The organism is Fibrobacter sp. UWR3 (assembly GCF_900143055.1).
In the GTDB taxonomy this organism is placed as follows: Bacteria; Fibrobacterota; Fibrobacteria; order Fibrobacterales; family Fibrobacteraceae; genus Fibrobacter.
Genome location: NZ_FRCW01000001.1, coordinates 189,804 through 215,709 on the forward strand (window position 1 = coordinate 189,804; position 25,906 = coordinate 215,709).

A 25,906-nucleotide genomic window follows, 5' to 3' on the forward strand; every position below is an offset into this window, starting at 1 on the left:
ATGAACAAGAAAGTTTTGAAATCGATTGATCTGAAGGAACCGTGGGTCGAAGCCTTCAAGGTCGGCAAGGTGACCGACATGGCAGGCAAGGAACACGAGTTCAGCGAATCGGACTTGAACGACCTCAACGAAGGTATCCACAACCAGCTTGACGCCGGTTACCAGCCGCCGATGGTCAAGGGCCACCCGAAACTCGACGATCCGCGTGTAGCCTCGATTGTCGATTCCAAGGTGGAAGACAATGTGCTGAAAGTGAAGCTCGACGATGTGAACCCGGACTTTGCCGAAGAAGTGAAGAAGGGCGGCTTCAAGTATCTTTCCGCAGCCATTTACAGCAACTTGAAAAAAGGCTTGCGGCATCTGGGCGCTCTCGGTGCGGTTGGCCCTGCTATGAAGGGTATGGCCCCGCTGTGTTTCGGTGAAGGAATGTTTGCTGAAGCCGACAAGGGCGTTACAGAGCAGGACGTGTGCGTCTTTGCAGAGCCTTTCGCATGGGACCGCCTGGTGCCTCGCAGTGTCTTTGAAACGCTTGTGTACAAGCTGAGCGGCATTGGACGTATGTTCCGCAGCCAGCGCGAACAGCTTATCGAAAAGGATGGCATTGAGGCTGCCGACAAGGTTTTCCCGGAATACGCCATCAAGGACATCGAAGAAATCGAAAGCGTCTTGAAGGACGCAAAGGACTTCCCGCAACAGCCGAAGCCTGTTGTGGAAAAGCCGGCGGAATCTACAGCTTCTTTCGGTGAACCGAATACCGACGGTTCTGATTCGCTGGAGAACGGGAATCAGAATCCTCAGCCTACAACGCCCCCTCGTAACGAACCGACCGAATCTATCCCGGAAGGTAATTCAAGCGAGGCGACGCGGTTGAGCGAAGAGAATGCCGCACTCAAGGCTGAAAACGAGGCTCTCAAGGACGACAAGCTTGCGGCGCAGCGCCAAAAAGCCGGTGCGGCGTTCTCTGAGACTTTAGACAATGCTATTGCCGAAGGCCGTTGCAACCAGGCGATGAAGGATTGCTTCATGAAGGTCTTTGGCGCTATGCAGGCCTTGCCTGTTGATGGCGAAGGCTGCTTTGGCGAAGGCGACGAACGAATGAACCCGATGCAGGTTCTGGGCGACACGGTAAAATCCTTACCGAAGATTGTCCAGTTCGGTGAATTTGCGCCCGCGGCGGCTCCTAGCTCGGAGTCTGCGGCGGTACGCATCAGCAAGTATCACGATGAACAGCTGGCAAAGGGGCGCAAGCTCAGTTTCGCCGAAGCTGCGGAAGAATGTTACAATCAATAAGGAGTACCTGATGAAGGGCAATATCCTCAACTTTACGGCGGAAACCGCCGTCCCCGCTTTCCGCTTCGTCAAGGCTGGCGAAGCCCAAGGCAATGTTAAACTTGCAGGTTCCGGCGATGCCGTGCTTGGCGTGTCCATGGATGTGGATGTCAAGGAAGGCAACCGCGTCGATGTGCAGCACGACGGTATCGGCCATGTGGAACTTGGTGCCGACGTGACCTACGGCCAGGCACTCTCCTCCGATGCCGAAGGCCGTGGCATTCCTGCCGAAGGTGCGTCCGGCATCGTGGCCCTTGATTCGGGCACCGAAGGCGATGTGGTCCGCATCAAGGTGGACTGCGCCGGTTCTGCTGCGACGGCATCCACTGGCGACGAAACGCCTTCCACTGGCGATGACACTCCCGCTGGCGACAACGACGCCCCGGCAAACACCGAAGGTGGCGAAACGCCCACCGAACCCACTGAGCCTGAAACCAGTGGAACTGAAGGTGGCGACACCAACGGCAACGAAAACGAATCTTCCAACGAAGGAGCATAACCCATGAAGAAAATGACCAAGATCGCTCTTTTCCTCATCACCTTTGCGCTTACCGTCTGCGCCTTTGCAGGTGGCGACGCGCTTACCGCCTGCGGCGTTCCGCAGTTCATCGTCGATTCGCTGAGCTTTGGTAGCGCAGGCGCAAGTTTTGCCACCATCCTGCCCATTGGCGAACAGCAGACCGGCCTTGTGACCGCATTCAAGAACGGTCGCCTGATTGCCGATGAGGTGATGCCAATCAAGCAGCTTGACGGTAACGAACTCGCATTCAAGTATTTCCGCAGGAACATGGGCGACGCATTTGGTGCCCAGGATACCCAAGTGGGCCGAATGTCCGCTCCGAATGTCGTGTATTTTGGCGGTGAAGAGATTCCGGGGCTTGCCAAGGCTTACGGCTTGCAGACTCCCGTTCCCTACGAAGACCTTGACCAGGTGAAGAACAAGGACCGCTTCGTCAACAAGACCATCGAAAACCTGATTGACCGTATTCTCCTGGACAGGGAAATCCGCATCGCGAAAATCGTTCAGGATGCAGCCAACTATGAATCCTCGCAGGTCAAGACCCTTTCTGCTTCTGAAAAGATCGGTGCCGAAGGTTCCAACATCTTCGAGCTGATTATGGACATGATGGAATCCGCCCTTGTGCGTCCGAACGTGCTTGGCATGAGTTCCAAGGTGTTCTACAAGCTGCGTACCGACAAGTCCGTGATTAACGCCATCTGGCCTACCAACAACGGCTCCGGCGTCGCCACCCGCGAACAGATTGCCGACCTCTTCGAGGTTGACCGCATCATCGTCGGTCAGGCCCGCGTGAACACCCGCAAGAACCCGAAGAAGCCCGATCTCACCTCTTGCTGGGGCGAAAACATCTTCGCACACTACCAGGAAGAACTTTCCGACTTGAAGGAAGGTCTTGCCTGGGGTATGACTGCCCAGGTCGGCGAACGCTACGTGGAAGTCATCGAAGACAAGAATATTGGTCTCAAGGGCGGCGAAATCGTGAAGGCTGGTTTCTACCAGGCTGAACTGGTAACCGCTCCTGGTGCTGGCATTCTCCTCAAGGACGTTCTCAAGGACGCCTAAGGAAAGCTGATGAACTACTGCACTCTCGACGATATACGGGGGCACGTGCCTGACGCGCGTTTGGTGGAGGTCACCGACGACCTCACGCCAAATGCCGACGGTGAAATCAAGGAGAACATCGTGGTCAAGGCCATCGAGGAAAGTTCTACCCTGATTGACGCCTATATAGGCAAGCGTTTCAGGTTGCCGCTCCCGCGTATTCCGAGAGTGCTTCGCATGATTTGCGTTGACCTGACGATTTACAACCTTTACGAGCGCCTGACGGAGATGAACATCACCGAAGGGATGAAGCTCCGCTACAATAACGCCATAGCCCTCTTGAAGCGAATCGCCGACGGTGAAGTTTCCATAGGGATTGACGAAATAGGCCCTGTCGATGAATCCAGCTTCAAGGTATCTTCAAAGCTGGATGGCGGGCCTGCCATTTTCTCGCTTGAATCCATGAGGTCCTTATGACCGATTTCGATATCGAAGAGAGAATATCAGTTCTTTTTTGCGGTGAAAACGACAAGACCCCCGCCAGGGAAAGGGATTCGTTCTGGTTCAAGGCCATCGATATCCAGGCGGGAATCACGACTCTTTCTCGCCCGGGAATGTCTGTTGCGGTCATGTCGGGCGATTACGAAACAGAAGACGCTACTGACAATCTTAAGGTGACATCCAAGATTATCGTTACCCTGGTCGTCAAGAATGTGGCGAAAGAAAAGGAACGCCGCCGCATTTTGCACCCCTGCGTCAAGCACGTAGTCTGGAAACTGCAGGGCAACGATCTTGGGCTTGAAATTGACCCGCTGAAGGTCAAGAACTGGAAGGACGTTACCACACCTGAACATCTTGCGGCAACACTGCTTGTTGCTGAAATCGAATTTGAAACGGCGTACACGCTGACGCCTGAAACAGAAGAGGCAAGCTACCGCAACCTGCTTTCTATCTGGAGTTCCTTCAAGAGCGAAGAGGAACCGCACGAGGAACTCGCTACATCCAAAGTGAACTTTGATAACGGAGAAACACCATGACACTGACCAACAACATCCCGGAAACCATGATTCCGGGCTCCTACTCGGAATACAACTACTTTGCCGGCCCGAACGGACTCCCGGCGAACATCCAGAAGGTGCTTCTGGTCGGCGACATTGCCGAAGGCGGCACCCTTGCAGTGGCGAAGCCCACGGCGGTCTACAACGAAAGCGAGGTCCTCGCTCTCGCCGGGGCCGGTTCGGTACTCCACCAGATGTACAGGGCCGCAAAGAATGCCTGGAAGTACGCCCAGATTACCTTGGTGCGCCACAAGGCTACTGCGGGAACCCCCGCCACCTGGACCATCACGCTTTCCAACCCCAGCGGCGCAACCGCTGCAACCGTTGGCGGCCTTGTCCGTGTCGTCTATAACGGCAAGAAGGTCAATGTCGGCGTGAAAATCGGCGAAACAGCAGCCAAGGTTGCTGAAGACATTGCCACCGCTTTGAATGCCGAAGCTACCGCACCGTTTACCGCAGAAGCTGCGGAAGGTGTCGTGACCCTTACCGCCAAGGCGAACGGTGCCTACATTTCTGCCGCCAAGGGTGGCGTGAACGTCTCGGTCGAGGTCGTGTCCACCGACATCACTGCAGCAGACCCGATTCTTACTGCGGGAACTGGCGAAATTGACGTGAAAAGCGCCCTTGCAGCAGCCTTCCCGGAACGTTTCCACCTGATTGTGCTCCCTACGGCCGATGCGCCCAATTTGACCCTCTTGAAGACGCACTTGATGCAGGCTGCCGAACCGCTTGAACAGCGTGGCCAGCGTGGCATTGTGGCTACAATCGTTGGCGGGGCCGGCGACGCCATTTCCCTTGCAACCGACTTCAACTGCGAACGCCTGCACATTGCCGCAGTCAAGAACGCCATTCCCGCCACTACCTGGGAAATTGCCGCAGGTCTTGCCGCCATCTTTGCCAGCAATTCCCAGCCCAACAAGCCCATGAACGGGCTCCCGATCCCTGGCATCGGTCTCCCGGATATCGCCGACAAGTGGAGCGGCGAAGAACAGGACGCCCTGCTTTATGGCGGAGTGATTCCTCTGGTGGAAACCGACAGCGAACTTTGCATTGTCCGTGCCGTGACTACTCGCAGCACCAAGGACGGCGTCCGCTTCACCAAGCTCATCGATACGGGTGTCATCGCCGCGCTCGACTATTTCCGAGACTCCATTCTCGCCATGCACAAGGTGAAGTACAAGAACAAGGTCATCCACGAGCTGTTGCCCGATGCCCTGAACGAAGACAACATCGCCGTGGCAAAGAGCCTTGAAGGGGTGCAGATTCTGCGTTTCATTGACCAGTATGCAGACCAGTTCATCACCGAGGAATCGAAGGATGAACCGGGCCGTATGCTCTGCCAGATTCCGGCTCCTGTCGTGCCTGGCCTGAACCAGATTTATTCCACCATCGACCTTTACCTCAACTAAGGAGTGAACCATGAAGATTTCCCAAGTTACAGTTGTCCTTAACGGCGACAAGATTACGGGCTTCAAGCAGTTCAAGGAGAACGAAATCGAAGAAGCCCAGACCGTGGAACTCGCCGATGGCGTAGATGTGGTGGAAGTACCGCCCAACTATGGTTTCCAGCTTACCGTTGTGCCCGATAGTGGTGCCGACCGGGATTGGACCGGAACCAGCGACGCCACTGTTGTCGTGCAGTACAAGGGCGGCAAGAAGGTGGTGTTCACCGGTTGCCGTCTCCTGAAACAGACTCCGGGTGACATTGACGGCAAGACCGCCAAGGAAACCCAGCTCGACTTCTATGCCCGCGCTCGCAAGGTAAGCTAATGACGGAACTCGAAAAAGCCATTCGCGACGACGAACCCGACGAACTCATTGCCCGCATCAAGGCGTCCCACGATGTCAAGCGTGTCGTGAGTTGGCCGGGCAGGCCGGACATCAAGATTGAAATCCGCCTGCTGACGCTTTCCGAAACCCGCAAGGCTAAAGTCGATAACCAGCTGGAGTTCAAGCACGACGGCATTGATATCGCAATGCACAATGTTACCGACTACCGTGAACAGGAGGCTGCTCACGGTATGTGGCGGGCTTTCTACAACGTCGATACGGGAAAACGCATTTTCCGCTCTGCGGAGCACCTGCGTTCGTTCTGTACCCCCGACGAACTGAAGAAACTCTGCGACGAATACAATGCATTTGCCGAGGAATGCGACCCGAGCCTTGACGAAGTTTCGGACGAAAGTATCGAGACGCTCATCGAAACGCTAAAAAAAACGCCGGACCAGGTTCAATTGAAAGTCGTAAGCTTGAATACGGCCTGGAAGCTAGTGCGTACTTTGGTTGCCCGGTTGCAAGCATAACTGACGCCCAGTGGCTCCTTGTCTTTGCGATGAAGGGGCTTTTGGAACCCAACGAAAAAGATAAAGGATGGCAGACAATTGGCGAATAACGAAGTCACATTGCGAATCGGTGCGGATGCTACAGGTCTCCAGAATGGCCTGCGCCAGTCATCGACTGCTGTCTCTTCTTTCGGGACGAAGGCACGGGCGACCATTGCACGTGTCGGCGGATCCATGCGGGGCCTTGCCGACAGCCTGGTGACTCCGTTCAATTCGCTGGTCCTTGGGGGTGGCCTTGGCATGGCCGTCAAGAACGTGGGCGACCTTTCCGAATCGCTCATGTATTACGGCTTTGCGGCAAAGAAAAGCGACGCGGACACGAAGGTGTTCCGCGAATCGCTGCATAAGACGGCAATCGAGACAGGTGTCGCCGCCAATGAAATCCTGAACGGTGTTTCAAAGATTGGCGAAATTACAGGCCAGTTCGATTTTGCCGAAGATATGGGCGGAATCCTGGCAAAGGCGGCCAAGGCTTCCGGGGCGTCTGTAGAAGACCTGGCAAATGTTGCTTCTTCGTTAAAAGTGACCATGGGCTTGACGGCCGATGAAGTTGCGAAATTCTTCAATTCCCTTATTATCCAGGGCGACCAAGGGTCATACACCCTGCAAAAGTTCGCAGCTGAAGGTAAGGCCCTGCTCGCGGCTACTTCGACTCACGGCATCAAAACGGCAGACCAGTTCGCTAGTTTTGGTGCTTATTTGCAGGTCATGAATGCCCAGATTAAGAGTGAAGCGGAGCTCACCACATCTGTATCGACGCTTTTCAGCGAACTTGTTTCAAAGGCAAAGGACCTGAATAAAATCGGGGTCCACGTTTTTGACAAGAACAAGGAATTTAACGACTTTGATTTCATCATGCGCCAGCTGATGGAAAAAACTGATGGCGATTTGCAGAAGTTGGGAAAATTATTCGGAGCATCCTCTATCAAGGCCTTGCAACCCATTATTTCCGAATACAAGAATGGGTGGAAAACAGTCGAAACAATTACGAAAAGCGGCCAAGAGGGTATGGCCAATACGAAAGTGTTGGATGAACGCTTTCAAAAAACCGCTAATGATTTCAACAGCAATGTAGACAAGATGAAGGCAGTCGCCCTGCAATTTGCAGACACGAACCTTACAGGGCCTGTTGAACAGCTGACGACCGCTCTAGGCTTTCTATCCCGCCACCAGGGAATAGTTACGGCGGGCTTCAAGATGATGGCCGTTGCGGCTGCTGCCTTGGGAATGGTCAAAATTGGCGGTCTCGTGAAGGATGTGGCCGGACTTGCCAGGGATATCAAGGGTATCTGGAGCAAGAATGGCGGCGCAGGGGCATCTGCCGCAGGGACGGGCGTTTCCGCTTTGGATGCATCTGTCCAAAAGGTATTCGTAGTCAATATGCGCAGCGGTTTTGGCGGTGGTTCTGACTACATGGACGATGATGCGCCTATGTATCAGCCTGCTACCCAGAAGGCGGCCCAGGCTATGGAATCGACCACAAAAGAGGTCGGCAGATTCCGCCAGGGCCTTTCCACCGCACGTGCGGGGCTGAACAAGTTCGGGAGCAGTGTCATTGGCGGCACATTGATGACGGCTGCCACAGGCTGGGCCATGAATCAAATCTACAACTTTGGCCAGGCTTTCATGGAATGGCGAAATGTCGTTGCCGATGTCGAGGCCAACAGCCGGGCCATGGTGGACCGTAACCAGACAGAATTCGAAAAACGGTATGGGCCTGAAGCAGCAAGGTGGAGCAAGAAGCATGGGGACACCCTTCTCGAAATCCAAAAGGAAGAAAACAGCTTCTTGCCGTCACAAAAGAAACTTGACAAGCTTTATGGCGATTTACGGCTATACAATCAGCTGACGAAGAATGCTGTCGCGGCTCAAAAGGGCGATAAAATGATGTCGCCCCAGGAATACATGCAGGCTTTGAACCAAAACATCATTATCAATGTGGATTCCAACGGCAAGGCTGTCGTCGAAACCGACAAGGGTAAGCCGCCCAAAGTCAGCGGACGAAAAACGACACCGGGATGGGGGGCATAATGGCAGAAGAAAAAATTCCAATGCTTGGCCCATGGAAACTTCGACTAGAGTCGATTGGCGACGAAATCTCTCACGCTATAGCCGAAACTAAATACCCTTACAAGAACGGAGCCGATCTCGAAGACATGGGCGTTGATCCTGAAACGCTCAAGTTCTCTGGTGTTTTGATCAATGACGAGTATGACAGAAATTATACCGAGCTGAGAAATTGGTTCCTATCGATTTTCAAAGCGCCAGTCTTGCTGGTACATCCCAAGCATGGCGCAGTTACAGGCTACCCCAAGAACGTATCATTCAGTAATGACCGTCGCAAGAGATATGCCGCATTTACATTTGATTTTGTGGTAGCGCATGTTCAGGACGATATCCAGTGCTATACGGACCCGTATGACGCCAATTTCGAAGAAACACAGACTCTCAATTTGGAAGTCCAGGAGAGTGTCGCCGTATCGATGCAACAGACCGGCGTTCCCGATATTCCCGGTTCTTCGGACTGGTCGCTTATCGATGTTTGGGGCTCATTAGGCGATGCTGCCCGCAGCTTTGGCGAAGCGACAAACAAGGCCATGGGGCAACTCCTGGGAACAATTGAATCCATAAAGGCCCCTGTCGATGCAATCAATACGACCATCGATTATATGGACTCGCTGTCAGGAACCTTGACAAAAGCTATCCAAGAATGCTGCGATTCTTTCGTGACACTTGCCAGAAAGGCCGGTTCCAACAAGGGCAAATCCAGGGCATCTACCGCCACCTTGGTCACCAACGCCTCATCGATGTTGGCGGCTCTTTATGGTGCCCCCGCAAGCGTTCGGGCTGCATTTGCAACCCTTGCTGCCGCTACTGTCGCTACGGAGACCGCCAAGCAAATATCCGATGATGAGAAAAAGATGGGCGAATCTATTGCGGCTGAACGAGTCGCCATTGACGATGCCGAAGGCCGCGAACTGGCTTCGGAAAGCGAACCGTATCTGCTTTCCCCCGATGAACTTGAGGATACGTTAGCCTTGGCAAGGGAGTTCATCCAACAGGTTCTTCCGCAGGCTGTAAGCCCCTACAGGCTCAAGAAAATGGCGGCGACGCTGTCGGATGCGGTGCTTCGTATCAAGCTGGAATACATGACCACCAAGACAATCAACGTGACCCACGAAACACCGCTCCACAAGATTGCCCTGGACAACAAGCTGAATTATAAGGCGGCTGAGCGCCTTTGCGCATTGAATAACGCCAAGAATCCCACGTTCATGAAAGGCGAGGTGCTTGTCTATGCAGAATGATGAAGTCGTCGTGCTTGTGGCGAATGCCAAAGGGAGAGCTCGGGTGGACAAGTTCGTGAGCTACACGATCGATGCGGACCTCTATTCCCCGGAAGGCTCATTCTCGTTCGAATGCGATTCTAAGTACGATATGAACCGCGGCAACCTGTGTCAAATCTTTGTGAACCGCAAGTGCGTCATGGCGGGGATTATCGATACCGTGCGCCGTTCCCTTTCTCGCAGCGGGCCCAAGATGGAAATCGAGGGGCGATCGGTGGCGTCGGTGCTAGCCGACTCCAGCGTGACAAAGTTTGGAACTTTGCCAAGGACGCTTCCCCAGCTGGCAGAACGGCTTGTGAAGGACCTGCCGTTTCTCTCCAGGAAAGATTTCGTTTTCAACTCCGGGTCAGATAAGGATAAAATCAAGCGCAAATTCGTCGAGCTTTCTCCGGGAGATAGCGTCTTTGATGTCCTGAAGAAAGCGGCCAATTCGCTCGGTTTTCTATTCTGGGCATCTCCTGACGGCTCACTGGTCTTTGACAAGCCTGTTGAACGTGGCAAGGCCGATTTCAGAATCCATGCCTTTGAAAATGGCGAGGAAATGGACTATATCGAGGGGTCTGTCACCGAAACATTGAACGGTCAGCACTCGCTTATCAAGGTTATCGGCGAAAGCCAGGACGATAGCGACATCAAGTATGTAGCCGCCTCGGTCAAAAATGACGATTTCCCGTTCTATCGCCCTCTTGTGGTAAACTGGAACGAGAATGAGGGCCCTGCCAAGAAAACCGCAGAACTTCAGCTGGCAACGGAAAAGGCATCCGCAATCCAGCTCGAATACACGATGTCCGGGCACTCGCAAAACGGTATTCCCTGGACAATCAACGCCTTTTGCGACGTAGAGGACCATTACAACGGCGCTGTTGACTCGTATCTGATTAAACGCCGCACGTTCACGCTCTCCAGGAGTGAGGGCAAACGCACCCGCCTTGAATTACAGCCCGGAGGCTCGTTATGATGAAATTTTTCACCAGTTTGGTTACCAGCTGCAAGGATGTGGCAGGCAAGCTCCGCAGTATCAGCGGCAAGGCTAACGGTATCGAATTTGAAGGCCGTCAGATGATGCAGCATTTTGGCTTTATCAGCATTCCCAAGGCCGGAGAGCGTTGCCTTTTCTTGCAGTTTGGCAATGTGGTCATTGCTGTTGCAAGCGACGGCAAGGACCGCCCCGCCGTAAAGGAAGGCGAAACGGCGCTTTACAGCGACAAGGCCCACTACATCATCCTCAAGAATAACGGCACCATAGCCATCAAGGCGGATGGCGGTCTTGATATCGATGGCGACGTGCGAGTCAATGGCGAAGTTAAGGATAAGATCGGAAATCTCTCAAAACTTCGCGATACCTTCAACCAGCATACTCACGTGGGCAACCTTGGTGCACCAACAGCAACGCCTGTGCCGCAGGATACGGGGGCCTAAATGCTTGACCTGGACACTCTCGATTCCGAATTTTCCCGGATTGTCAAGTCTGCCGACGGCAAGACAAGCGTGGCCCCGCAGCTTGCCAAGGCCTACGACGACTACGCCAAGGGCGGCGTTATCCTCGGTGCAGACCTGTCAGCTGGTGGCGACAAATCACTACTTGAAAGCGCCTTCTCGGTGCTCGACCCGTCCAGCGGGACACCCGCCAATATGGCCGCCAGGCTCTGTGCCTATTGGCAGGGGCTGCCTAAGCCTGGAATCCCGTCCCACGGTGGCGTAGCCGTCGTGTCAGTCATTCCGACTTTTACAGCAGTCCAGGCGGCTGTTCTAGCGGTCATAATGGCCTGCGTTACAACTAAAGAAGTTGAAAAGCCATACAAGAAGCTTTTCGGCGACATTGAAACCGTCTTGAAGACCGCCGTCTGCACGGTCACTGAAACCATGCCCACGACACCACCCAGCCCGTCACCATTCCCGGAGACCTTACAATGACTACAGATCAGATTAAAGAAGAAGTTCAGCTTTCGCTTACCGTGGCAAAAGGTTCATTTTACAAGAAACCTGAATTTGGCCACCGTTTCAAAGAACTTGCCCGTGAAGTGGCATCCGAAAACACCAGGAGCAAAGCCGAAACTTATGCCACCGAGGCACTAAAGTGGATGCTGGACTATAAGCACCTTAGAAGCGTGGAATCGACGGCAACCTATGCCGATTCCGACAAGCTCCTGGTGCATGTGGTATGTGTCGCATACAATGGCGATGTGATTGAATTTAAGCGTTTTGTGGAGGTCGGCGATGTCCGTAACAGTTGATCAAATCTTACAGCGTATGATTGTCGATGCGAAAAACTACAACCCGACTATCAAAATTAGCCAGGGCACGGAAACCTATATCCGATTCGCGACTGCTGCGTCTGCCATCTGGGGCCTCTACAAGCAGATGGACTGGACCCTTGACCAGATTTTTCCGACCACGATGAACCAGGAAAGCCTGGAACAGTGGGCGAACGATCGTGGGCTGGACTACAGCAACCTGACCGCAAGCGAGCTTTTGACGTTCATCCTGTCGTATCTTCGCAACCCGAAGAGCGGCGGCAAGCCTAGTGATTACGAACGCTGGGCCTTGGAAGCGTCTTCTACCGGCAAGGCTATCGGGCTCGAATCCTCGATGATTTACGGCAACATGCCCGACCTGAACGCGGCCAACGCTGTCAAACCGCATGACCGCGAAAACATCGCCTTTACTTGCGGATCCAGCGACACTGAAAAGAATGTCGTGATTGATTTGGGCGATTCGAAGGAAATCTTTGGAATTGGTCTTGGTTTCATTACCAAACGACCGGCTACTTTTGGAATTTATACGTCCGACGACGCCCAGACCTGGACCAAGCAGGGCAAGGTCGATGCCGCTTACTGGTGGGCTATGGCCACCTTCGATTCTGTTTCTACCCGCTATGTCAAGGTTGAACTCGAAGAAATCGAAGCGCTCGAAAGCTGGCAAACCGAAGCTTTGAATACCGTCAAGTGTTTCGGCGTCGAAATTTATGTGCCTAGTGACTCAAATGAGGCCCCGACATCATCCCGATGCCTCAAGAACTACTATGGCGTGGGAACGGTTCTCATGCTGATGGGTCCGAGTTCACTTTCGATGCGCTGTTGCGAGGCGGTCCGGGCAAAGTGCGAATACGAAGGCCCCGTTGCCCCGCGTGAAATTTGGGTCAATGTTCCTGTAGAAATAACTCTTTCTCTACGTGTTACGGTGCGAAAACTGCAACAATTGGACGAAGACGGTTTCCGGGAAGATGTCAATAAATATTTCGCCGATTTAGAACCAGGAGATCTCTTTATTCCTTCACAAATTGTTGTATACGCAATCAAAAATGGTGGCGAGAATGCGACTACTATCGAAGTATCGAAAAATGGTGGGGAATATCAGGTTGAAACAGATGCTATTGACTCGTATTCCACTGAAAAATTCGTCCTTGGTGACCTGGTGGTGCAGTAATGGTTGAGAATCCCTTCGAAAGCCCGCACTATAGAGCTCTCACGCAGCTCTATCCGCTCCAGATGGACGCGGAGGAATATGCCGTCGCCAAGGAACTTGACCGAGCCCTGGAAAGCGCCGATGCCGTCTACCGTGAAATCTTTCCTGGTTCAGCAATAACGACTCTCGAACGGTGGGAAAACCTTTATGAATTAGGCCATTCCGGCTCCTTGGAAGTTCGCCGCCAAGCCCTTTTAGAGGCTATCAACAGGGATTCAGGCATTGCGGAACGTCATTACAAGGCGCTTGCAGCGGCAATCGGTTTCGATATCGATATTGTAAAACCGCCCAGGATGCTCCGTGCGGGCCTTGGCCGAGCAGGCTTTGAAGTATACGACCAGGATGAACAATACACCTGGACGGTTAAATGTGATAGACTGAAATCTTCTTGTACCAAATTGATACAGACATTGGAAGCTCAGAAAATCCCGTTTACTCAAATTAAATGGAAATTCCAACAGCCACCTGCAGGTCGCTTGTTGCTCGAAGATGGCGGAGCCCTGCTTCTTGAAAACGGACATCAACTTCTCCTGGAGAACGAAACATGAACGAAGAAACCTTAGACAAAAAAATGTCTCAAATGGGAACAAAAACCTTGGCTCAGGCCTTGGCCGCAAATGCATCTTTGGCCGGATTTGCCGGACAGGAGAATTTCACCTTGCCCATTGGTGAATTGCTTCCTAGTCATGATGAATCGTTAGAAGGTGACGGAACTCCCGAAAATCCACTGAAAGTTAATATCGAGGAAATCGAACATACCGTAACCGAAGAAGTCGAAGAAGCCGTGGATACCATCAAGAGTAAAATCGTCTATACACTTGACCTTGGCGCAGTCCAAACGGGTATCGCTATTCAAGGAAATGGTACCTTGTTTGCCAAAGCAACCCTTTTTAGCCCTGGCATGGATCAGGAAATCAACGATACTGATTCAAAAATCATGTTTGCGACGAATCAGACCGGCTCTGTTTCGAAATTGATATTTGCCTTGTACCGCTACGACTTGGCAGACAATACAATTCATTGGGTAGCCAACACTGACAATGTGGCGTCGCTCGTTTCTACTACAGGCTTGCATGTCGCACCAATCAAGTATGTTGCTTCCGTGCCTGAAGGAAGTACGCTACAGCTTAAATCCAATAAATTATACTATTTGGTGGTTTTTACGGATGCAAACAGCGTCAAAATCGCAGGGAACACTTATTCCGAAAACATGAATACCATACCGCTTCTTGGTTGGTATGCAGACAATTTGCAGGATGTAACGGCAGAATCAATAAAAAACACCTATTCTGTCATCAATCCTAATGGAGAAAATCGCTCTCGTTTATTTGCCGCAATATCGAATATTGCCATAGAATCGGCTTCCACACCCGTTGCTACAGGCCCATTTACCGAACTCTCTAACTATGCCGTATCCAATTCTAAACGGATCCAATCTGTAGCCCAAGCGCTAACCCTGTCTTCTTCAGGCATGGTTTTCCAGAAAGTTGTTCCAGCAGCCGATGTTGACATCGTTGCCTGGCAATTTTTGGATTATCATGGTTCTCAGCCCAATCACTATGGCGCTCTTGTTCTTGATAGCCAACTGACGCCGGTAAGCGATTCTTCTGACACCTCTTGTACTGTTGGCGACAATGACAGCACTAAAGAAGGTAACTTCTATGTGCACAAATACGAAAAGAATTCGGGGTCCATTCACCTTACTGCGGGTGAAACATATTGGTTCCCGGCCATAGGCAATGGTAGCAACCGGAACCAGGAATGGCTTATTCAATACAGTTCGGCAACGCCCAGTATTCCTACAAGAGACTTATTGCTTGTTGAGGATTGCTCCAACTTGGGGAACTCGAACAACGAAACAGTGGTTGCCGAGAACGGTTGCTACTTAAAACTTTGGGATAACCAGGGAAACACTTATCAAATATAGAGGTCAAAAATGAACAAAAAGGTCTTTAAAACTGGTGATATCATCACTCCAGAGTTCCTGAATGCTCTGCAAAATCCATCTTTTGACAGAAGTACAGATGAAGTAGGTGGATTGCCGCTTCCCCCGGAACACTCTGAAATGAACCAAGTAAGAACATTTTCGGGTTTTGGCGCATCCATTACTATTGATTTAGGTGATTGGGACAAGAACTCTGTAATTTTACACAAAACAAGTGTCTCGCCTACAGAATCTTCTTACCCAACAAATTGTTCTGTAAGCGGGCATGCTGCAAGCGGTTTTTTACTCTATATGCCTATAGGAAACAGCAATGATGTAACTTTGTCCTATTGCGGGAACTCTTATACTTGTCATAAAGGGGCCGCGTTGTTGCTTATAACGCAATACATCAGTCTGGCTCATACTTGGTGGTGCAAAGCCTTTGAAATCCCTTTACAGGGCGCTGAAGCCTTCTTCAATGCTATTAAAACAGCCAATAATATCTCAGTTGGAGGAGACATTGAATGCGACGGTTCTTTAACTAGCCGAAGTGGTACTTTCGAAGACGAAGTAAGTGGCGATGAAGTCATAGGCAAATCCGTAACTGCTCAAAACAACGAAAATAGCGCTTTTTTTGATGTGCATGTGGGCACTGATGGCGTTGTTACATTCCAAATAAAGGGGAATTCGACCTATAATTACCAAACCATTCGATATGATACCAATACAGGATGTTTGCGTGTTGGTCATTCATATGTAGATAATGCAGAATGGGTTGAACTTGAAAACGGTCGGGTTTTGTCTGAAAGAAGAGGAAGCACTACGGGTTCTTCGTGGATTGAAAAAGTTGCTATCCAAGCAGATTTTAATATAGATGGCGAAATTCAGGATAGTTCTGGTGGATTATCCATGTATAGTTCATCAGCCACTCTTACTGGTTCTGAAACTCGCAAAGTGACTATAAGTCCTTATGGTATTAAATTCTATAAAATCAACAGCAATCAAGATGGATGGGAACAATTGAACAGCGTTGTTCCAAATAGTTAAAAAAATCGCCTTTCATTTTGTCTCATGAAAGGCGATTTTTTGTCTCACAACAACCGCGCCGTTATAGTCGCTTGCGCGCATCTGCGCGACAATGCTTTCTGCGTAGTCTTTAGGTATGCCGTTGGAATTTCCGGCGTTGATTGCGGAAGCATTTGTGGAGGGCGAGCCACCTGCTTGTGCGGCGCCCGCAGTTGTGCTAGCTGCAGTTGCATTGTCCGCGGAATCGTCTATCCCGTTCGTCGCGGCGATGACTGCCTTTTCGTTCGCCTTCACGACCTTGCAGTCTTTCTGGTTGGTGTTCTGCTTTAGTTCGGCGAATGGGTCAACTCCCATCTGCTTGAGTGTCGCCATCGTGTTCGCATCGATGTTCGCTTCGGCTATGACAAGCGATGCGCACTGGTTTATCATTGCAAGTTTGTTCAGGCGGTTCGGTGCCGCGATACCGTACTTCTGCAGGATAGTTTCGGCCTTCGCCTTGTCCTGCTTGCTTGTGGTTGCGATGTTGTCGCGCGAGAAGCCCGCTTCGTCGAGGGAGATGCCTGCATCGCTGAACTCGTTCTGAATTTGCTTGTAGTTCTTGGCCCAACTCTTTACGTCGGTATCGGTGATGCCTGCGGATTTTGCGTTCTGCGCGAATACGGCAGATGCCATGGCGCAAGTTGTGGCTAGGATAAGCAACTTTTTCATGTTACCTCGCTTTTCGGATTACTTCTTTTTGCGGAGTTTCAAGCAATCTTTTTGGATTTTATGGGCGTGTTTCTTGAAATCCTTTATCTTTTTCCAAAGGGCCGTTTTGGGGACGAGAATGGTATATGCTGGTCCGGTACTTAGTTTGTTGGATAACGTTGCAGTGGAATCCTCGATTCCGCAATAGTCAAAGAGCCAGAATTTTTCGCCGATATCGTGAGCGGACGTAATGGAGATGGCGTCGTCGTAGCAGCAATGCTCGATATTGCCTGCACAAGTGCAGCCGCAAAGGTCTGCTATTTCCGGGATGATAAATTCGCCTTTGCTCCAACGGGCATACAGGGAATCGTCTATCGCCTGTATTTTCTTCTGCAGGGAAGGGTCCGACGATATGTCGCATTTGAATCCGCCAAAATGCAGTGCAGGCTCGGCATTTATGAAGCATGCCAGAAAGAGGATTGTTTTCAGCACCGATTTCATCTCAAAAAGAATAATAGTTTAATTCTGTTGGCGGTGGGCGTCCTGTTCGAAAATCGTCTTGATGTATGCCTGCACCTGCTTGACGGAGAGAGGGGTGTTGCCGCTTTCGAATGTTGCGATGAGGTTCTTGCCGAGGATGTATCCGCTTGCGGCGTATCGGGAGATTTTCTGCACGGCGTTTTCGGTGTAGTCCGGGTCGCCCATCAGGCCGAAGTGCTCCCAGATGATTTCTTCGCGGGAGCTGGGGCGCAGGCAGGTGAAATCGGGGTAGAGCGTGCCCCAGCCCTTAATGCTTGCGGGGAATTCGTAGCGGAAGGGGATGCCTGCGCGATTGAGCGCGTCCGCGATGATGACTTCGGATTTTGAGCGGACGCGCACGCCCGTGCATGTGAAGAATTCGGGGGCGTTGATTTCGAAGGGCTTGCCGGTGTAGGGGAGGTGCTGCCATGCAGCGATGAAATCCTCGTCGGGCTCGCGCACGGGCGTCACAAGGGGGCGGCGGCCGGGGTGTAGCCCCGTGAACGCGGTGTCGATTTCTTCGGGATGGTAATTCTCCGTCAGGTTGTTGAGCGCGATGATTTGCCTGCCGATGATGCTTGCAACAGCCGCGTTGTAATCGCGTTGCGCGATTGCCGCCGCCCTGCGTCGTTCCTTGCGGGGGAGGTATTTTCCGTTAGAGTTGCTGCCTTTGTCTACGAGATAGTATTGCGACCGGTCATGGTTGGTTATGACTCGCAATCTTCCTGTGGGTTGCTTTCCCTTGGGGAGTTTAGCCTTCAGTGCGATCAGTTGCTGAATCCGCTCGTTGGCGATTTGAATGAGTTGGTCTGCCATTTCCGTTCCTTTTTTCTGTGAAACAAAAAAGCGCTGATACGCCGTTTTAACGGACAATATCAACGCTTATGTGTTCATAATATACAAAGTGTGTGGCAAAAAAACAAGTTGATGCTTTAGGCGGCAGTTGGATAGCATTTTTTTTGACTTTTGAACGTCTGTTTTGTGGGGGCTTACATACCAAAGACGTAAATAGTGGTGGTTGGTATGTAAAAAAGGTTGCGAAAGAGCGAAAAGTGTCCCAAATGCGGTCGCGGATGACGAAATTAGGGTAATTTTTGCTTAGTTTGTCTGTGTTTTGGCTGTTTTTTACATACTAAAACATTGCTTCGGGAAAATTGGTATGTAAGGTCTGTGAATGCTGATTACGGATTGCATACTAATTGAACTTTTTTGGTGTTTTAGTATGTAAATAGATGCGTTTTTCCCGCTCCTAGACGGCTTCTCCGAGGCTTGCGGGCGTTATTTTGCAGCCTATAGGCGGTTTTCCGCAGGCCGTCGCCATGGAAGTGCTCCGCCACCGCATTATCCTGAGCTACGAGGCCGAAGCGGAAGAAGTCTCCGCCGAGACCGTCGTGCAGAAGATTCTGGATTCTGTTGAGGTTCCGTAGTGAGCTGGAACGACTCGTATTAACGAGTCGTGGAAGCGAGAGCAACGCTCAGACCGGAGGCATGTCAATTGCGGTAGAGCGTTGCGGTCGTGTGAAGTGCCGTAGTCGCGGCCATCTCCCTTAAAGTCTAAAATCCCCAGCCGAGGTGGCCGGGGATTTTTTGGAGGTGTACTGTTGCGAGAGAGTTATCGCCTTACGGCCTTGAATATCCCGAGGATCCTGTTGCCTTGTGAGACTTTGACGAGGTAGGCGCCTTGACGCAGGGTGATGTGGAGTTCGTTCCCCTGCATGGCGAGGAATTCCGCGATGCGGTGGCCTTGCATGTCGAAGATGCTGATGTCGTGCGCGCCGCCGTCGATGCCCTCAAGAAGGAGCGTGCTACCTTCGATTCGCCCGCTGATGGCGTTGCTTTGCATCATGGATTCGGCGGCGGTGATGCCCTCGGTTCCTTCTGCGCTGGACGATTCCGGACCGGCGATTTCTGCGCTTGAAGAAGAATCCGTTTCTTCGGAACTGCTGGACTCCGGTTCCACCTGGACAAGCCCGCCCTCTGTGATAGGCGCTTTTGCCTGTGTGAGGATGTCAAGAGGGTCGGGCTTGCTGGAATCGAACGCTTCATGATCGTCGCGCAGGTGCTTGGCGAGTTCGGGTACCTTCGCCTTGATTTCTTCGATGTTCGCGCGGGCGAGTTCGTAGGCGCCGTATTCGCAGAAGTGCGTCTTGTCGCTTGCGGTGTACATGTACATTTTTTCCTTGTTGCCTCCGAGCGCCTTGCCGAGCGTGATGCTATGCTGGTTCAGGTCGAGTACGATGACGCCGAGCTTTTTCCCGAGGGCGCGCATGCGTTCGGGAAGCCCGCCCACGGCTGTTTTCGGGTCGGTCTCGTTCTGCCTTGCGGTGGATGTCACGAACAGCGGGGTAGCGCCCTTCGCCTTGATTTCGTTTGCGTACTTGGTGAGTGTCGCTTCGTAGTTGTTCACGTCGTTTTGATTCTTCTGGTCGTTATGCGCGAACTGCACGGTCACGAAGTCGCCCTTCTTGACCTCGGAGAGAATCTTTGCGAGACGCTTCATACTGTAGAACCCGCTTGCGGTAAGGCCCGATTCGGCGTAGTTCGCGATGGCAAGGCTGGATTTGAAAAATCCCGGGGCCATCTGGCCCCAGCCCGCCCACGGAGCCGTTATCTGGTCAACCACGGTGGAATTCCCGCAGAGCCAGAGTGTGGTCACGTTGTCGTTACGCTTGATTTCGATTCCTGCGACGGCGGGCGCCTTGCCGCTGATGACGAAGGTGAGTTTTTTGTCCCAGGTGCGGTAATCCTTTTCGCGGTCCTTGATGCTCATGGTCACCGAGCCGTCCATGCTTCTTGTTTCCATGCGCCTGAGCGAAACGGTCTGCCTGCTGAACACGCCGCCGGCGAGGGTGATGCGGTCGAGCATGAGCTTGCGGTTTTCTGCCCATACGGTGGTTTCGCTTTCGTTCTCACCGTCACCGAGAATGAACGTCACCTCGTAATTGCCTTGCGGGAGCGCCACCGAGAAAACCATGTCGCCTTTCGCCGTCAGGAAATCCGTGGTGAGGTCGTCGTCCCACAGGCGGTCTACCGAAGAAACCGTCCCGCTTTCGAAGCCGTAGCCCTGCGAGTCGCTGTACTTGGTGCTTGCCTTGACCTGCGTGTAGCCCGCGGCAACCGGGCCCTCGACAAAGTCGAACTTGTAGTTTTCGGCGGCTTCTGCCATGGAGAATGCGGCCAGAAGCGCTGCGACAGTCACCATCGTGGCTGTTTTGACAAGGGTGTCGTAGCCCTTGATTTCAGTTTTGTAATCCATAATAACATCCCTTTTACACGCGTTTGTGCCTGTACTACAAAATGTACTATAATATTTTTAAAAAAGCAAGAAAAAATTGAATAATTCTCAAATTTTAGAAAAAAAATTGGGTAAATAGCATATATTTTTGTTTTTTACTATACCATGTACTACATTTTTATGTATATTTAATATCATGAATACCTTCGTAAACATTTTCGAGTTTACCAAGTTCCGCAAGTTCCTGGCAGAATACCAGGAGCGCCGTCAGGCGGCGGAGCCTTCGTTTTCGCGTACCGAGTTCTGCAACTTGCTGGGGCTCCCCAATACCCGCAGCTATTTCAACGACGTGGTGCAGGGCAAGCGCGTGACCGACAACATGCGCGAGCGCTTTATAAACGTTATCGGGCTCAAGGGGAACGAGGCGAGGTATTTCGAGGCGATGGTCGATTTCGACCAGGGGAAGACGGCCCAGGTGCGCGAGGCGGCGTTCGATGCCATGATGCGCCTGAACAAGAACCCGCAGGCGATTGTGGACCCGGACAGCTACGAGTTCTTTGGCAACTGGTATAATAGTACTGTCTACGCGATTCTCGAGGTGATGGATGTTGGCGACGACGTGTCGGAACTCGCGGCGAAGATTTTCCCGCCTGTATCCGAGAAACGCCTGAAGGCGAGCCTCGAACTCATGAAAAAGATGTCGCTCGTACGCAAGGACGAACGCGGGTTTTGGAAGCCGACGAAGGATAGCCTTGCCACGGTGCAGCAGAGCAAGAGTCAGATGGTGCTCCAGTTCCAGAAGCAGTGCCTGGAACTCTCGAAGCAGGCGCTGGAATCCGAAGGGAGCGAATCCCGCGACATGACCACGTTTACGTTCGCGGTGTCGAAATCCGCGCAGGCGAAGGTCGAGAAGGCTGCCGAAAAGTTCAAGGCGCAGGTGCGCCAGATCGTGATGGCCGATAACGAGACGCCGACCGTCGTGGAACATGTGAACCTGCACGTGTTCAGCAATATCCGCGAAAACAATAAACCGTCCGGTGCGGGCGAGGCGTAGGGAGGGAGGAATTATGGGATGCTTTAGGAATATGATTGGTTCGAGGCGACTCGCGTTCGCTTTTGTCGCGGTGTGCGTGCTCGCCTTCTTTGCGGGCTGCAGCAATACGTCTTCTACGGATTCCGCGGGGATTTTGATTGAAACGAATACGGGCAACAAGGGCGTCGCTCGCATATGTGTTGCTCCGGAACTGTGGGATCTCTCTGCTGGAGATACCGTTTCGCTTGCCTTTGCTAATCGCGATACCGTGGGCGATACGGTCTTTGTGTACGAAAGTGACTACCGTAAGGTGGTGGATTCTTCTGCGGTACTTTCGGGAATGTTTGACATGGATAGCGTTCCCGTAGGGAAATACGATTCCGTGACTATTTACGGACTGTATGGTGAGCGCTCGTATGTTGTGGACGTTGATGTCGAGGACGGCGAAACCTATATGGTCAACGTGGATGGCGTGAAGGAAATTTCGGTAGTTGAAATGTCGGCTTGGACGGGCTTGTCCGACTTTGTATATATGTCTATTTCTGATTTCAATATAAAGACGGGTGATTCCCTGAAACTGTATGGGACGGAAAATTGGGGCGTGTTTGAAGATACGCTGGTGGTGTCGCATTTTGAGTATTATGACTGGACCAACTTGGTGATGGATTCGGTAACTGTGGCTTCCGGGAGCGCCTTGCTTGCGTTTATACCTTACGGCCACTATGATTCCTTGCTGGTGACGTCGCCGAACGGCGAAACCAAGAAACATAAACTTTCGTTCTATATCGAAGAGGGAAAATCCTACTATATCGATTCTGACGGTGCGAGGCCCATTGCCATTGACATTACTCCTGTGCGTGAAGGCGATGCCCAATTTTACTTCTTTATAGAATCTTTCGAAATGGCCGAAGGTGATACCCTTTCGATGATGCGTTCCGAAAGGGAACTGAATGGCGATACGCTTCACGAAACCAATTATTTTGCAACGAAGGTCGTATCGGCTGAGGATGTTTTAAAGGGCGTAGTGAAAGTAAAAAACGTGCCGGGAGGATTCTACAACCAGTTGAGTATTAGAAGGGTGTCGAATGAACGCGGGTTATCCAACGGTTTTGCGGAAGATTCTAGACAGTGGAATTTATCTGAAACGCCAATATTCATATCGAGTTCTTATGTAGGCAGCCTTGACAGTGTGGACGTAGCCTTGCCCGAAGGATTTGAAGACTTGGCCAAGACGGACGAAATTTTTGTTGATATCCCGTTCCCGATATTCTTGCCGGCATCGCTTGACAATCCTTGCTTGCTTGATGCGGAAGATAACCTTATCAAGCTGGAAGCGAGCGAACGTGATTATTATGCCGATAGCGTGTTGTATTGGGGCAAGGCTCCTGCGATGAAATTATCTAGAACGGGGAAACTCAAATTCAGAATTATAGATAAGTGTGTTGAAGATAACAATCTGCAATTACAGTTGGGTACCTACAGAAACCATTTCTCCGATGCAGAAATTTCCGATTCCGCTTACGCTAGGTTCAAAGATAAGAAGGATCTTCTGGGCCGTTCCCGCTGGGTGGATTCTACCGACAAATGGTTTTACATTCCCGATTTCAAGCCCTTCTCCGAAGACGGCTACTACATGGGGCTCTCCATCTGGTTCAATATCGATTCCATGCAGGTGAGCGAGTACGCGCAGATTATCTCGGCCAAGAAGGACAGCGTGGGCTTCACCCTGCAGAAGCGCGGAGCATCGGGTGCGGTGAACCTCAGGCTTGATACGCGCACGGGCGTTTACAATACGGTCGTGGGTCGCGCGAACGGGGTGCTCGACGGCACGTGGCACAACTACTCGTTCAAGATTCACGGCGATAGCGTGACCACATTCATCGACGGAACGCTGCTGGAATCTAGGCAGTTCGATTCGGGCGAAGGCTTTGCAGCTGCATTCAACCCTTCGATCGGCTACGGCGGGCTTCGCGGCGGTGTTGACGAGGTATTCTTCTTCGATGGTACGCAGTCCAACAACTGGATGCGGCTCTTCTACGCCCTGCAATATGCGGTTATAAAGGAATAAACGGGTGTTTAAGGCGCCTTTCGGGATGTATTTTTGCGAAATGTGGACTTTTTTTAAGTAAAGTGTTGTAAAAATTACATCATTTAGTTTGAAATTGCGTAAAAAATATTGACTTTTAATAAAAACTAGCGTATATTTAAAGTAGTAAACCTTATAGTAAAAAGGGAGATAAATATGTTTGGTGTGATGGGATTGAGTTCTCGCGGAGTGGTGTCCGCGGCAATTTTCACGCTCGCTTTTGCGGGCCAGGGGGTGTTCGCCCAGTCGTGGTATGCGACTGACGTGCGCCAAGGGGGCCATGACCCTTCCGTGTACAGGGACGAGAATGGCTACATCCTTATGTCCACGAATAACAACCTCGCCATGTGGACTTCTACGGACATGGTCAAGTGGAACTCGAAGGGCCAGATTTTCAGGGATAGCCCGCAGTGGCTCAAGAACGCCGTGGGCGGCAAGACCGACGGCATCTGGGCTCCGGACCTGTTCCATTTCAATAACCAGTACGGCGTGTTCTACTGCGGCTCCGTTTTTGGCCAGCGCACATCTGCCATCGGTGTCGCGACGAACGCGAACCTGGACTTTTCTAATCCGGCAAGTGGCTGGACTGACCAGGGCGAAGTGACGCGCACCACGAACAGCAACAACTACAACGCGATTGATGCCGACGTGGTGGTGACTCCCGATGGCCAGTACTGGATGACGTACGGTTCGTGGAATGCGGGCGGTATCCGCTTGATCAAGCTTGACCCCAAGACGGGCAAGCAGGCGAGCGATGACAAGACGAACTACCAGATTGCGACGCGCGGCGGTACGGGTATTGAAGGCCCGAGCCTCATCGAGCACGGCGGCCAGTATTTCTTGTTCACGGCCTGGGACGTATGTTGTAAACAAGGTAACGAAATCGAACAGACCACCTACAAGACGGCCATGGGCCGCGCCGACAAGGTGAACGGAACCTACAAGGACCGCAGCGGCAAGGAACTCAACAAGGGTGGCGGAACCATCCTGATGCAGCGTTACAGCCGTTATGTGGGCCCGGGCGGCGGCGAAGCCTTCAAGGACCTGAACCGCATCCGTTTTGTGCATCATTACTACGACCTGACCGGCGACAAGTACAACCACATCCACATTCGCGACCTGGTGTTTACCGACGACAACTGGCCCGAAATGGGGCAGCCCTTCCTCGGGCGCTACCTGAGTGCCGAGGCGGAACACGGCATTATGACACGCGGTGCGACGGATGACCTGACCTTCAATTACACGAAGGAAGCCTCGAACGGCGAATACGTGGGCTACATCAATACGAAGGGTTCCAAGATTCGCTTGCCGATGAACATTATGCAGGCGGGCGACTACATTATGCGTTACCGCTACGCGAACGGCGGCGATAATGATGCTACGCATAAAGTAACGGTGAATGGAAAGGCGCAGACGGTGAAGCTCCCGAAGACGGGCGCCTGGGGCAGTTTCCCCGAAAAGTCCGTGGCGATGATTCCGGCGACGCTCAAGCGCGGTGGCAACTTTATCGAGGTGGAACCCGACCAGAATTTTGCGGAACTTGACCGTATCGACTTCTTGCGCGTGATTCGCGATACCATTCCGGGCAACGGCTTCGATAACGGCATCAAGGTGCGCCTCACGAACGATGACAAGCTTGCCGTCAAGAACGGCGGTTACGCCATCTTCGAAAACGTGGTGACGGATTCCATCAGGAGCACCGAAGTCAAGGTTGAACTGCAGCAGTGCAGCGGCGGGACGCTCAGCATTCGCGAAGGTTCTGCTTCGGGTACGGAACTTTCTAAGTGCACTGTTCCTTCGAGCTGCGCGAATGGCGCCTGGACCGAAGTGAACTGCTCTGCCACCAAGAAGCTTTCGGGCGTCAAGGACTTCTACCTCACGGGAAGCGGCATGAGCGGCGAAGTGCTGGTCGGCAACATCCGCTTCGGAAAGGCCGCCTCTATCGAACCGCCGTCATCTAGTTCTAGCGCGGCTCCGATGGAATCTAGCTCCAGCGAATCTCCGGTGGAATCCAGCTCCAGCGTGACTCCGCCGGAAAGTTCCAGCAGCGGAACGACTGCGATTGCGCAGGCGAAATCTTTGAAAGCCAATTACAAAATGACGACGAATGCTTCTGGCTATACCTTCCATTTTGATCGTCCCGGTAATTACGAAATCATCGTGATGAACCCGCTGGGTCAGCTGATGGCTCGAAAGACGGTGCGCATGGAATCTGAAGTGTCGCTGCAGGGACTGCCAAAAGGAAAGTACATCTTCAAGGTGATGAATCGCTAACAGAAAAAGGGATGTTTGGG

The 25,906-nt window shown here is 52.1% G+C and carries 25 protein-coding genes and 2 pseudogenes; 23 read left to right on the forward strand and 4 right to left on the reverse strand.

The window, feature by feature from the left end; all coding sequences use genetic code 11:
- From BUA44_RS00980 to BUA44_RS15185, 19 genes and pseudogenes are all read left to right on the forward strand, one after another.
- Nucleotides 1–1,290 carry a hypothetical protein gene (locus BUA44_RS00980; protein WP_143151805.1) on the forward strand — a complete coding sequence of 430 codons (1,290 nt, stop codon included), beginning with the start codon at nucleotides 1–3 and terminating at the stop codon, nucleotides 1,288–1,290.
- A 10-nt stretch (nucleotides 1,291–1,300) separates the two neighbouring features.
- Nucleotides 1,301–1,828 carry a DUF2190 family protein gene (locus BUA44_RS00985; RefSeq protein WP_072807705.1) on the forward strand — a complete coding sequence of 176 codons (528 nt, stop codon included), beginning with the start codon at nucleotides 1,301–1,303 and terminating at the stop codon, nucleotides 1,826–1,828.
- Nucleotides 1,829–1,831: 3 nt separating this feature from the next.
- Nucleotides 1,832–2,911 (forward strand): hypothetical protein, encoded by a 1,080-nt coding sequence (locus tag BUA44_RS00990; protein ID WP_072807706.1) that lies wholly within the window; start codon nucleotides 1,832–1,834, stop codon nucleotides 2,909–2,911.
- Between the two features lie 9 nt (nucleotides 2,912–2,920).
- Nucleotides 2,921–3,367, forward strand: a complete 447-nt coding sequence (locus BUA44_RS00995; RefSeq protein WP_072807707.1) for a gp436 family protein — start codon at nucleotides 2,921–2,923, stop codon at nucleotides 3,365–3,367.
- Entirely contained in the window at nucleotides 3,364–3,927 is a 564-nt protein-coding gene (locus BUA44_RS01000; RefSeq protein WP_072807708.1) for a phage protein Gp37, read from the forward strand. Before BUA44_RS00995 ends, BUA44_RS01000 begins: the two co-directional genes overlap by 4 nt.
- Entirely contained in the window at nucleotides 3,924–5,357 is a 1,434-nt protein-coding gene (locus BUA44_RS01005; protein ID WP_072807709.1) for a phage tail sheath subtilisin-like domain-containing protein, read from the forward strand. The genes BUA44_RS01000 and BUA44_RS01005 overlap by 4 nt, the downstream gene beginning before the upstream one ends.
- A 10-nt stretch (nucleotides 5,358–5,367) precedes the next feature.
- Complete coding sequence (locus BUA44_RS01010) at nucleotides 5,368–5,718, forward strand: hypothetical protein (protein ID WP_072807710.1); 351 nt, start codon at nucleotides 5,368–5,370, stop codon at nucleotides 5,716–5,718.
- Nucleotides 5,718–6,251: a hypothetical protein gene (locus BUA44_RS01015; protein ID WP_072807711.1), complete on the forward strand. Its 534-nt coding sequence runs from the start codon at nucleotides 5,718–5,720 to the stop codon at nucleotides 6,249–6,251. Before BUA44_RS01010 ends, BUA44_RS01015 begins: the two co-directional genes overlap by 1 nt.
- 78 nt (nucleotides 6,252–6,329) lie before the next feature.
- Complete coding sequence (locus tag BUA44_RS01020; protein WP_072807712.1) at nucleotides 6,330–8,321, forward strand: phage tail tape measure protein; 1,992 nt, start codon at nucleotides 6,330–6,332, stop codon at nucleotides 8,319–8,321.
- Between the two features lie 20 nt (nucleotides 8,322–8,341).
- Nucleotides 8,342–8,581: pseudogene (locus BUA44_RS16105) on the forward strand (DNA circularization N-terminal domain-containing protein); the annotation flags it as partial.
- A gap of 81 nt (nucleotides 8,582–8,662) precedes the next feature.
- A complete protein-coding gene (locus BUA44_RS01025) occupies nucleotides 8,663–9,598 on the forward strand; it encodes a hypothetical protein (RefSeq protein ID WP_255370410.1) in 936 nt (311 codons plus the stop codon).
- The gene (locus tag BUA44_RS01030; RefSeq protein ID WP_072807714.1) at nucleotides 9,588–10,595 is read left to right on the forward strand and encodes a phage baseplate assembly protein; all 1,008 of its coding nucleotides are present in this window, start codon (nucleotides 9,588–9,590) and stop codon (nucleotides 10,593–10,595) included. Before BUA44_RS01025 ends, BUA44_RS01030 begins: the two co-directional genes overlap by 11 nt.
- Nucleotides 10,592–11,056 carry a phage baseplate assembly protein gene (locus tag BUA44_RS01035; RefSeq protein ID WP_072807715.1) on the forward strand — a complete coding sequence of 155 codons (465 nt, stop codon included), beginning with the start codon at nucleotides 10,592–10,594 and terminating at the stop codon, nucleotides 11,054–11,056. The genes BUA44_RS01030 and BUA44_RS01035 overlap by 4 nt, the downstream gene beginning before the upstream one ends.
- On the forward strand, nucleotides 11,057–11,551 hold the full coding sequence (locus BUA44_RS01040; protein ID WP_072807716.1) for a hypothetical protein: 495 nt from the start codon (nucleotides 11,057–11,059) through the stop codon (nucleotides 11,549–11,551).
- Nucleotides 11,548–11,871: a phage GP46 family protein gene (locus BUA44_RS01045; protein ID WP_072807717.1), complete on the forward strand. Its 324-nt coding sequence runs from the start codon at nucleotides 11,548–11,550 to the stop codon at nucleotides 11,869–11,871. The genes BUA44_RS01040 and BUA44_RS01045 overlap by 4 nt, the downstream gene beginning before the upstream one ends.
- Nucleotides 11,855–13,063, forward strand: a complete 1,209-nt coding sequence (locus BUA44_RS01050; protein WP_143151807.1) for a discoidin domain-containing protein — start codon at nucleotides 11,855–11,857, stop codon at nucleotides 13,061–13,063. The genes BUA44_RS01045 and BUA44_RS01050 overlap by 17 nt, the downstream gene beginning before the upstream one ends.
- Nucleotides 13,063–13,650, forward strand: a complete 588-nt coding sequence (locus BUA44_RS01055) for a putative phage tail protein (protein ID WP_072807719.1) — start codon at nucleotides 13,063–13,065, stop codon at nucleotides 13,648–13,650. The genes BUA44_RS01050 and BUA44_RS01055 overlap by 1 nt, the downstream gene beginning before the upstream one ends.
- Entirely contained in the window at nucleotides 13,647–15,029 is a 1,383-nt protein-coding gene (locus tag BUA44_RS01060) for a hypothetical protein (protein WP_072807720.1), read from the forward strand. The genes BUA44_RS01055 and BUA44_RS01060 overlap by 4 nt, the downstream gene beginning before the upstream one ends.
- A gap of 9 nt (nucleotides 15,030–15,038) precedes the next feature.
- Nucleotides 15,039–16,073, forward strand: coding sequence for a hypothetical protein (locus BUA44_RS15185; protein ID WP_143151808.1), 1,035 nt, complete (start codon nucleotides 15,039–15,041; stop codon nucleotides 16,071–16,073).
- A 12-nt stretch (nucleotides 16,074–16,085) separates the two neighbouring features.
- On the opposite strand, the gene BUA44_RS01070 is transcribed toward BUA44_RS15185, so the two are convergent.
- Genes BUA44_RS01070 through BUA44_RS01080 form a run of 3 tightly spaced genes read right to left on the reverse strand, consistent with a single transcriptional unit; the run spans nucleotide 16,086 to nucleotide 18,074 of the window.
- The gene (locus BUA44_RS01070; RefSeq protein WP_143151809.1) at nucleotides 16,086–16,760 is read right to left on the reverse strand and encodes a hypothetical protein; all 675 of its coding nucleotides are present in this window, start codon (nucleotides 16,758–16,760) and stop codon (nucleotides 16,086–16,088) included.
- Nucleotides 16,761–16,778: 18 nt separating this feature from the next.
- Complete coding sequence (locus tag BUA44_RS01075) at nucleotides 16,779–17,240, reverse strand: hypothetical protein (protein WP_072807723.1); 462 nt, start codon at nucleotides 17,238–17,240, stop codon at nucleotides 16,779–16,781.
- A gap of 18 nt (nucleotides 17,241–17,258) precedes the next feature.
- Nucleotides 17,259–18,074, reverse strand: coding sequence for a PDDEXK family nuclease (locus BUA44_RS01080; RefSeq protein ID WP_072807724.1), 816 nt, complete (start codon nucleotides 18,072–18,074; stop codon nucleotides 17,259–17,261).
- A gap of 491 nt (nucleotides 18,075–18,565) precedes the next feature.
- Here BUA44_RS01080 and BUA44_RS15190 point away from each other — a divergent pair.
- Nucleotides 18,566–18,685, forward strand: a pseudogene (locus BUA44_RS15190) (ATPase); the annotation flags it as partial.
- 185 nt (nucleotides 18,686–18,870) lie between these two features.
- On the opposite strand, the gene BUA44_RS01085 reads toward BUA44_RS15190, so the two are convergent.
- Nucleotides 18,871–20,514 carry an SGNH/GDSL hydrolase family protein gene (locus BUA44_RS01085; protein ID WP_255370411.1) on the reverse strand — a complete coding sequence of 548 codons (1,644 nt, stop codon included), beginning with the start codon at nucleotides 20,512–20,514 and terminating at the stop codon, nucleotides 18,871–18,873.
- Between the two features lie 175 nt (nucleotides 20,515–20,689).
- On the opposite strand from BUA44_RS01085, the gene BUA44_RS01090 reads away from it, so the two are divergent.
- The 3 genes from BUA44_RS01090 to BUA44_RS01100 all read left to right on the forward strand — a co-directional run bounded on the left by BUA44_RS01090 (nucleotide 20,690) and on the right by BUA44_RS01100 (nucleotide 25,886).
- Nucleotides 20,690–21,547: a TIGR02147 family protein gene (locus BUA44_RS01090; RefSeq protein WP_072807725.1), complete on the forward strand. Its 858-nt coding sequence runs from the start codon at nucleotides 20,690–20,692 to the stop codon at nucleotides 21,545–21,547.
- Nucleotides 21,548–21,578: 31 nt separating this feature from the next.
- Nucleotides 21,579–23,594, forward strand: coding sequence for a LamG domain-containing protein (locus BUA44_RS01095; protein WP_072807726.1), 2,016 nt, complete (start codon nucleotides 21,579–21,581; stop codon nucleotides 23,592–23,594).
- A 186-nt stretch (nucleotides 23,595–23,780) separates the two neighbouring features.
- Nucleotides 23,781–25,886, forward strand: coding sequence for a family 43 glycosylhydrolase (locus BUA44_RS01100; RefSeq protein WP_255370412.1), 2,106 nt, complete (start codon nucleotides 23,781–23,783; stop codon nucleotides 25,884–25,886).
- The last annotated feature ends 20 nt before the right edge of the window (nucleotides 25,887–25,906 follow it).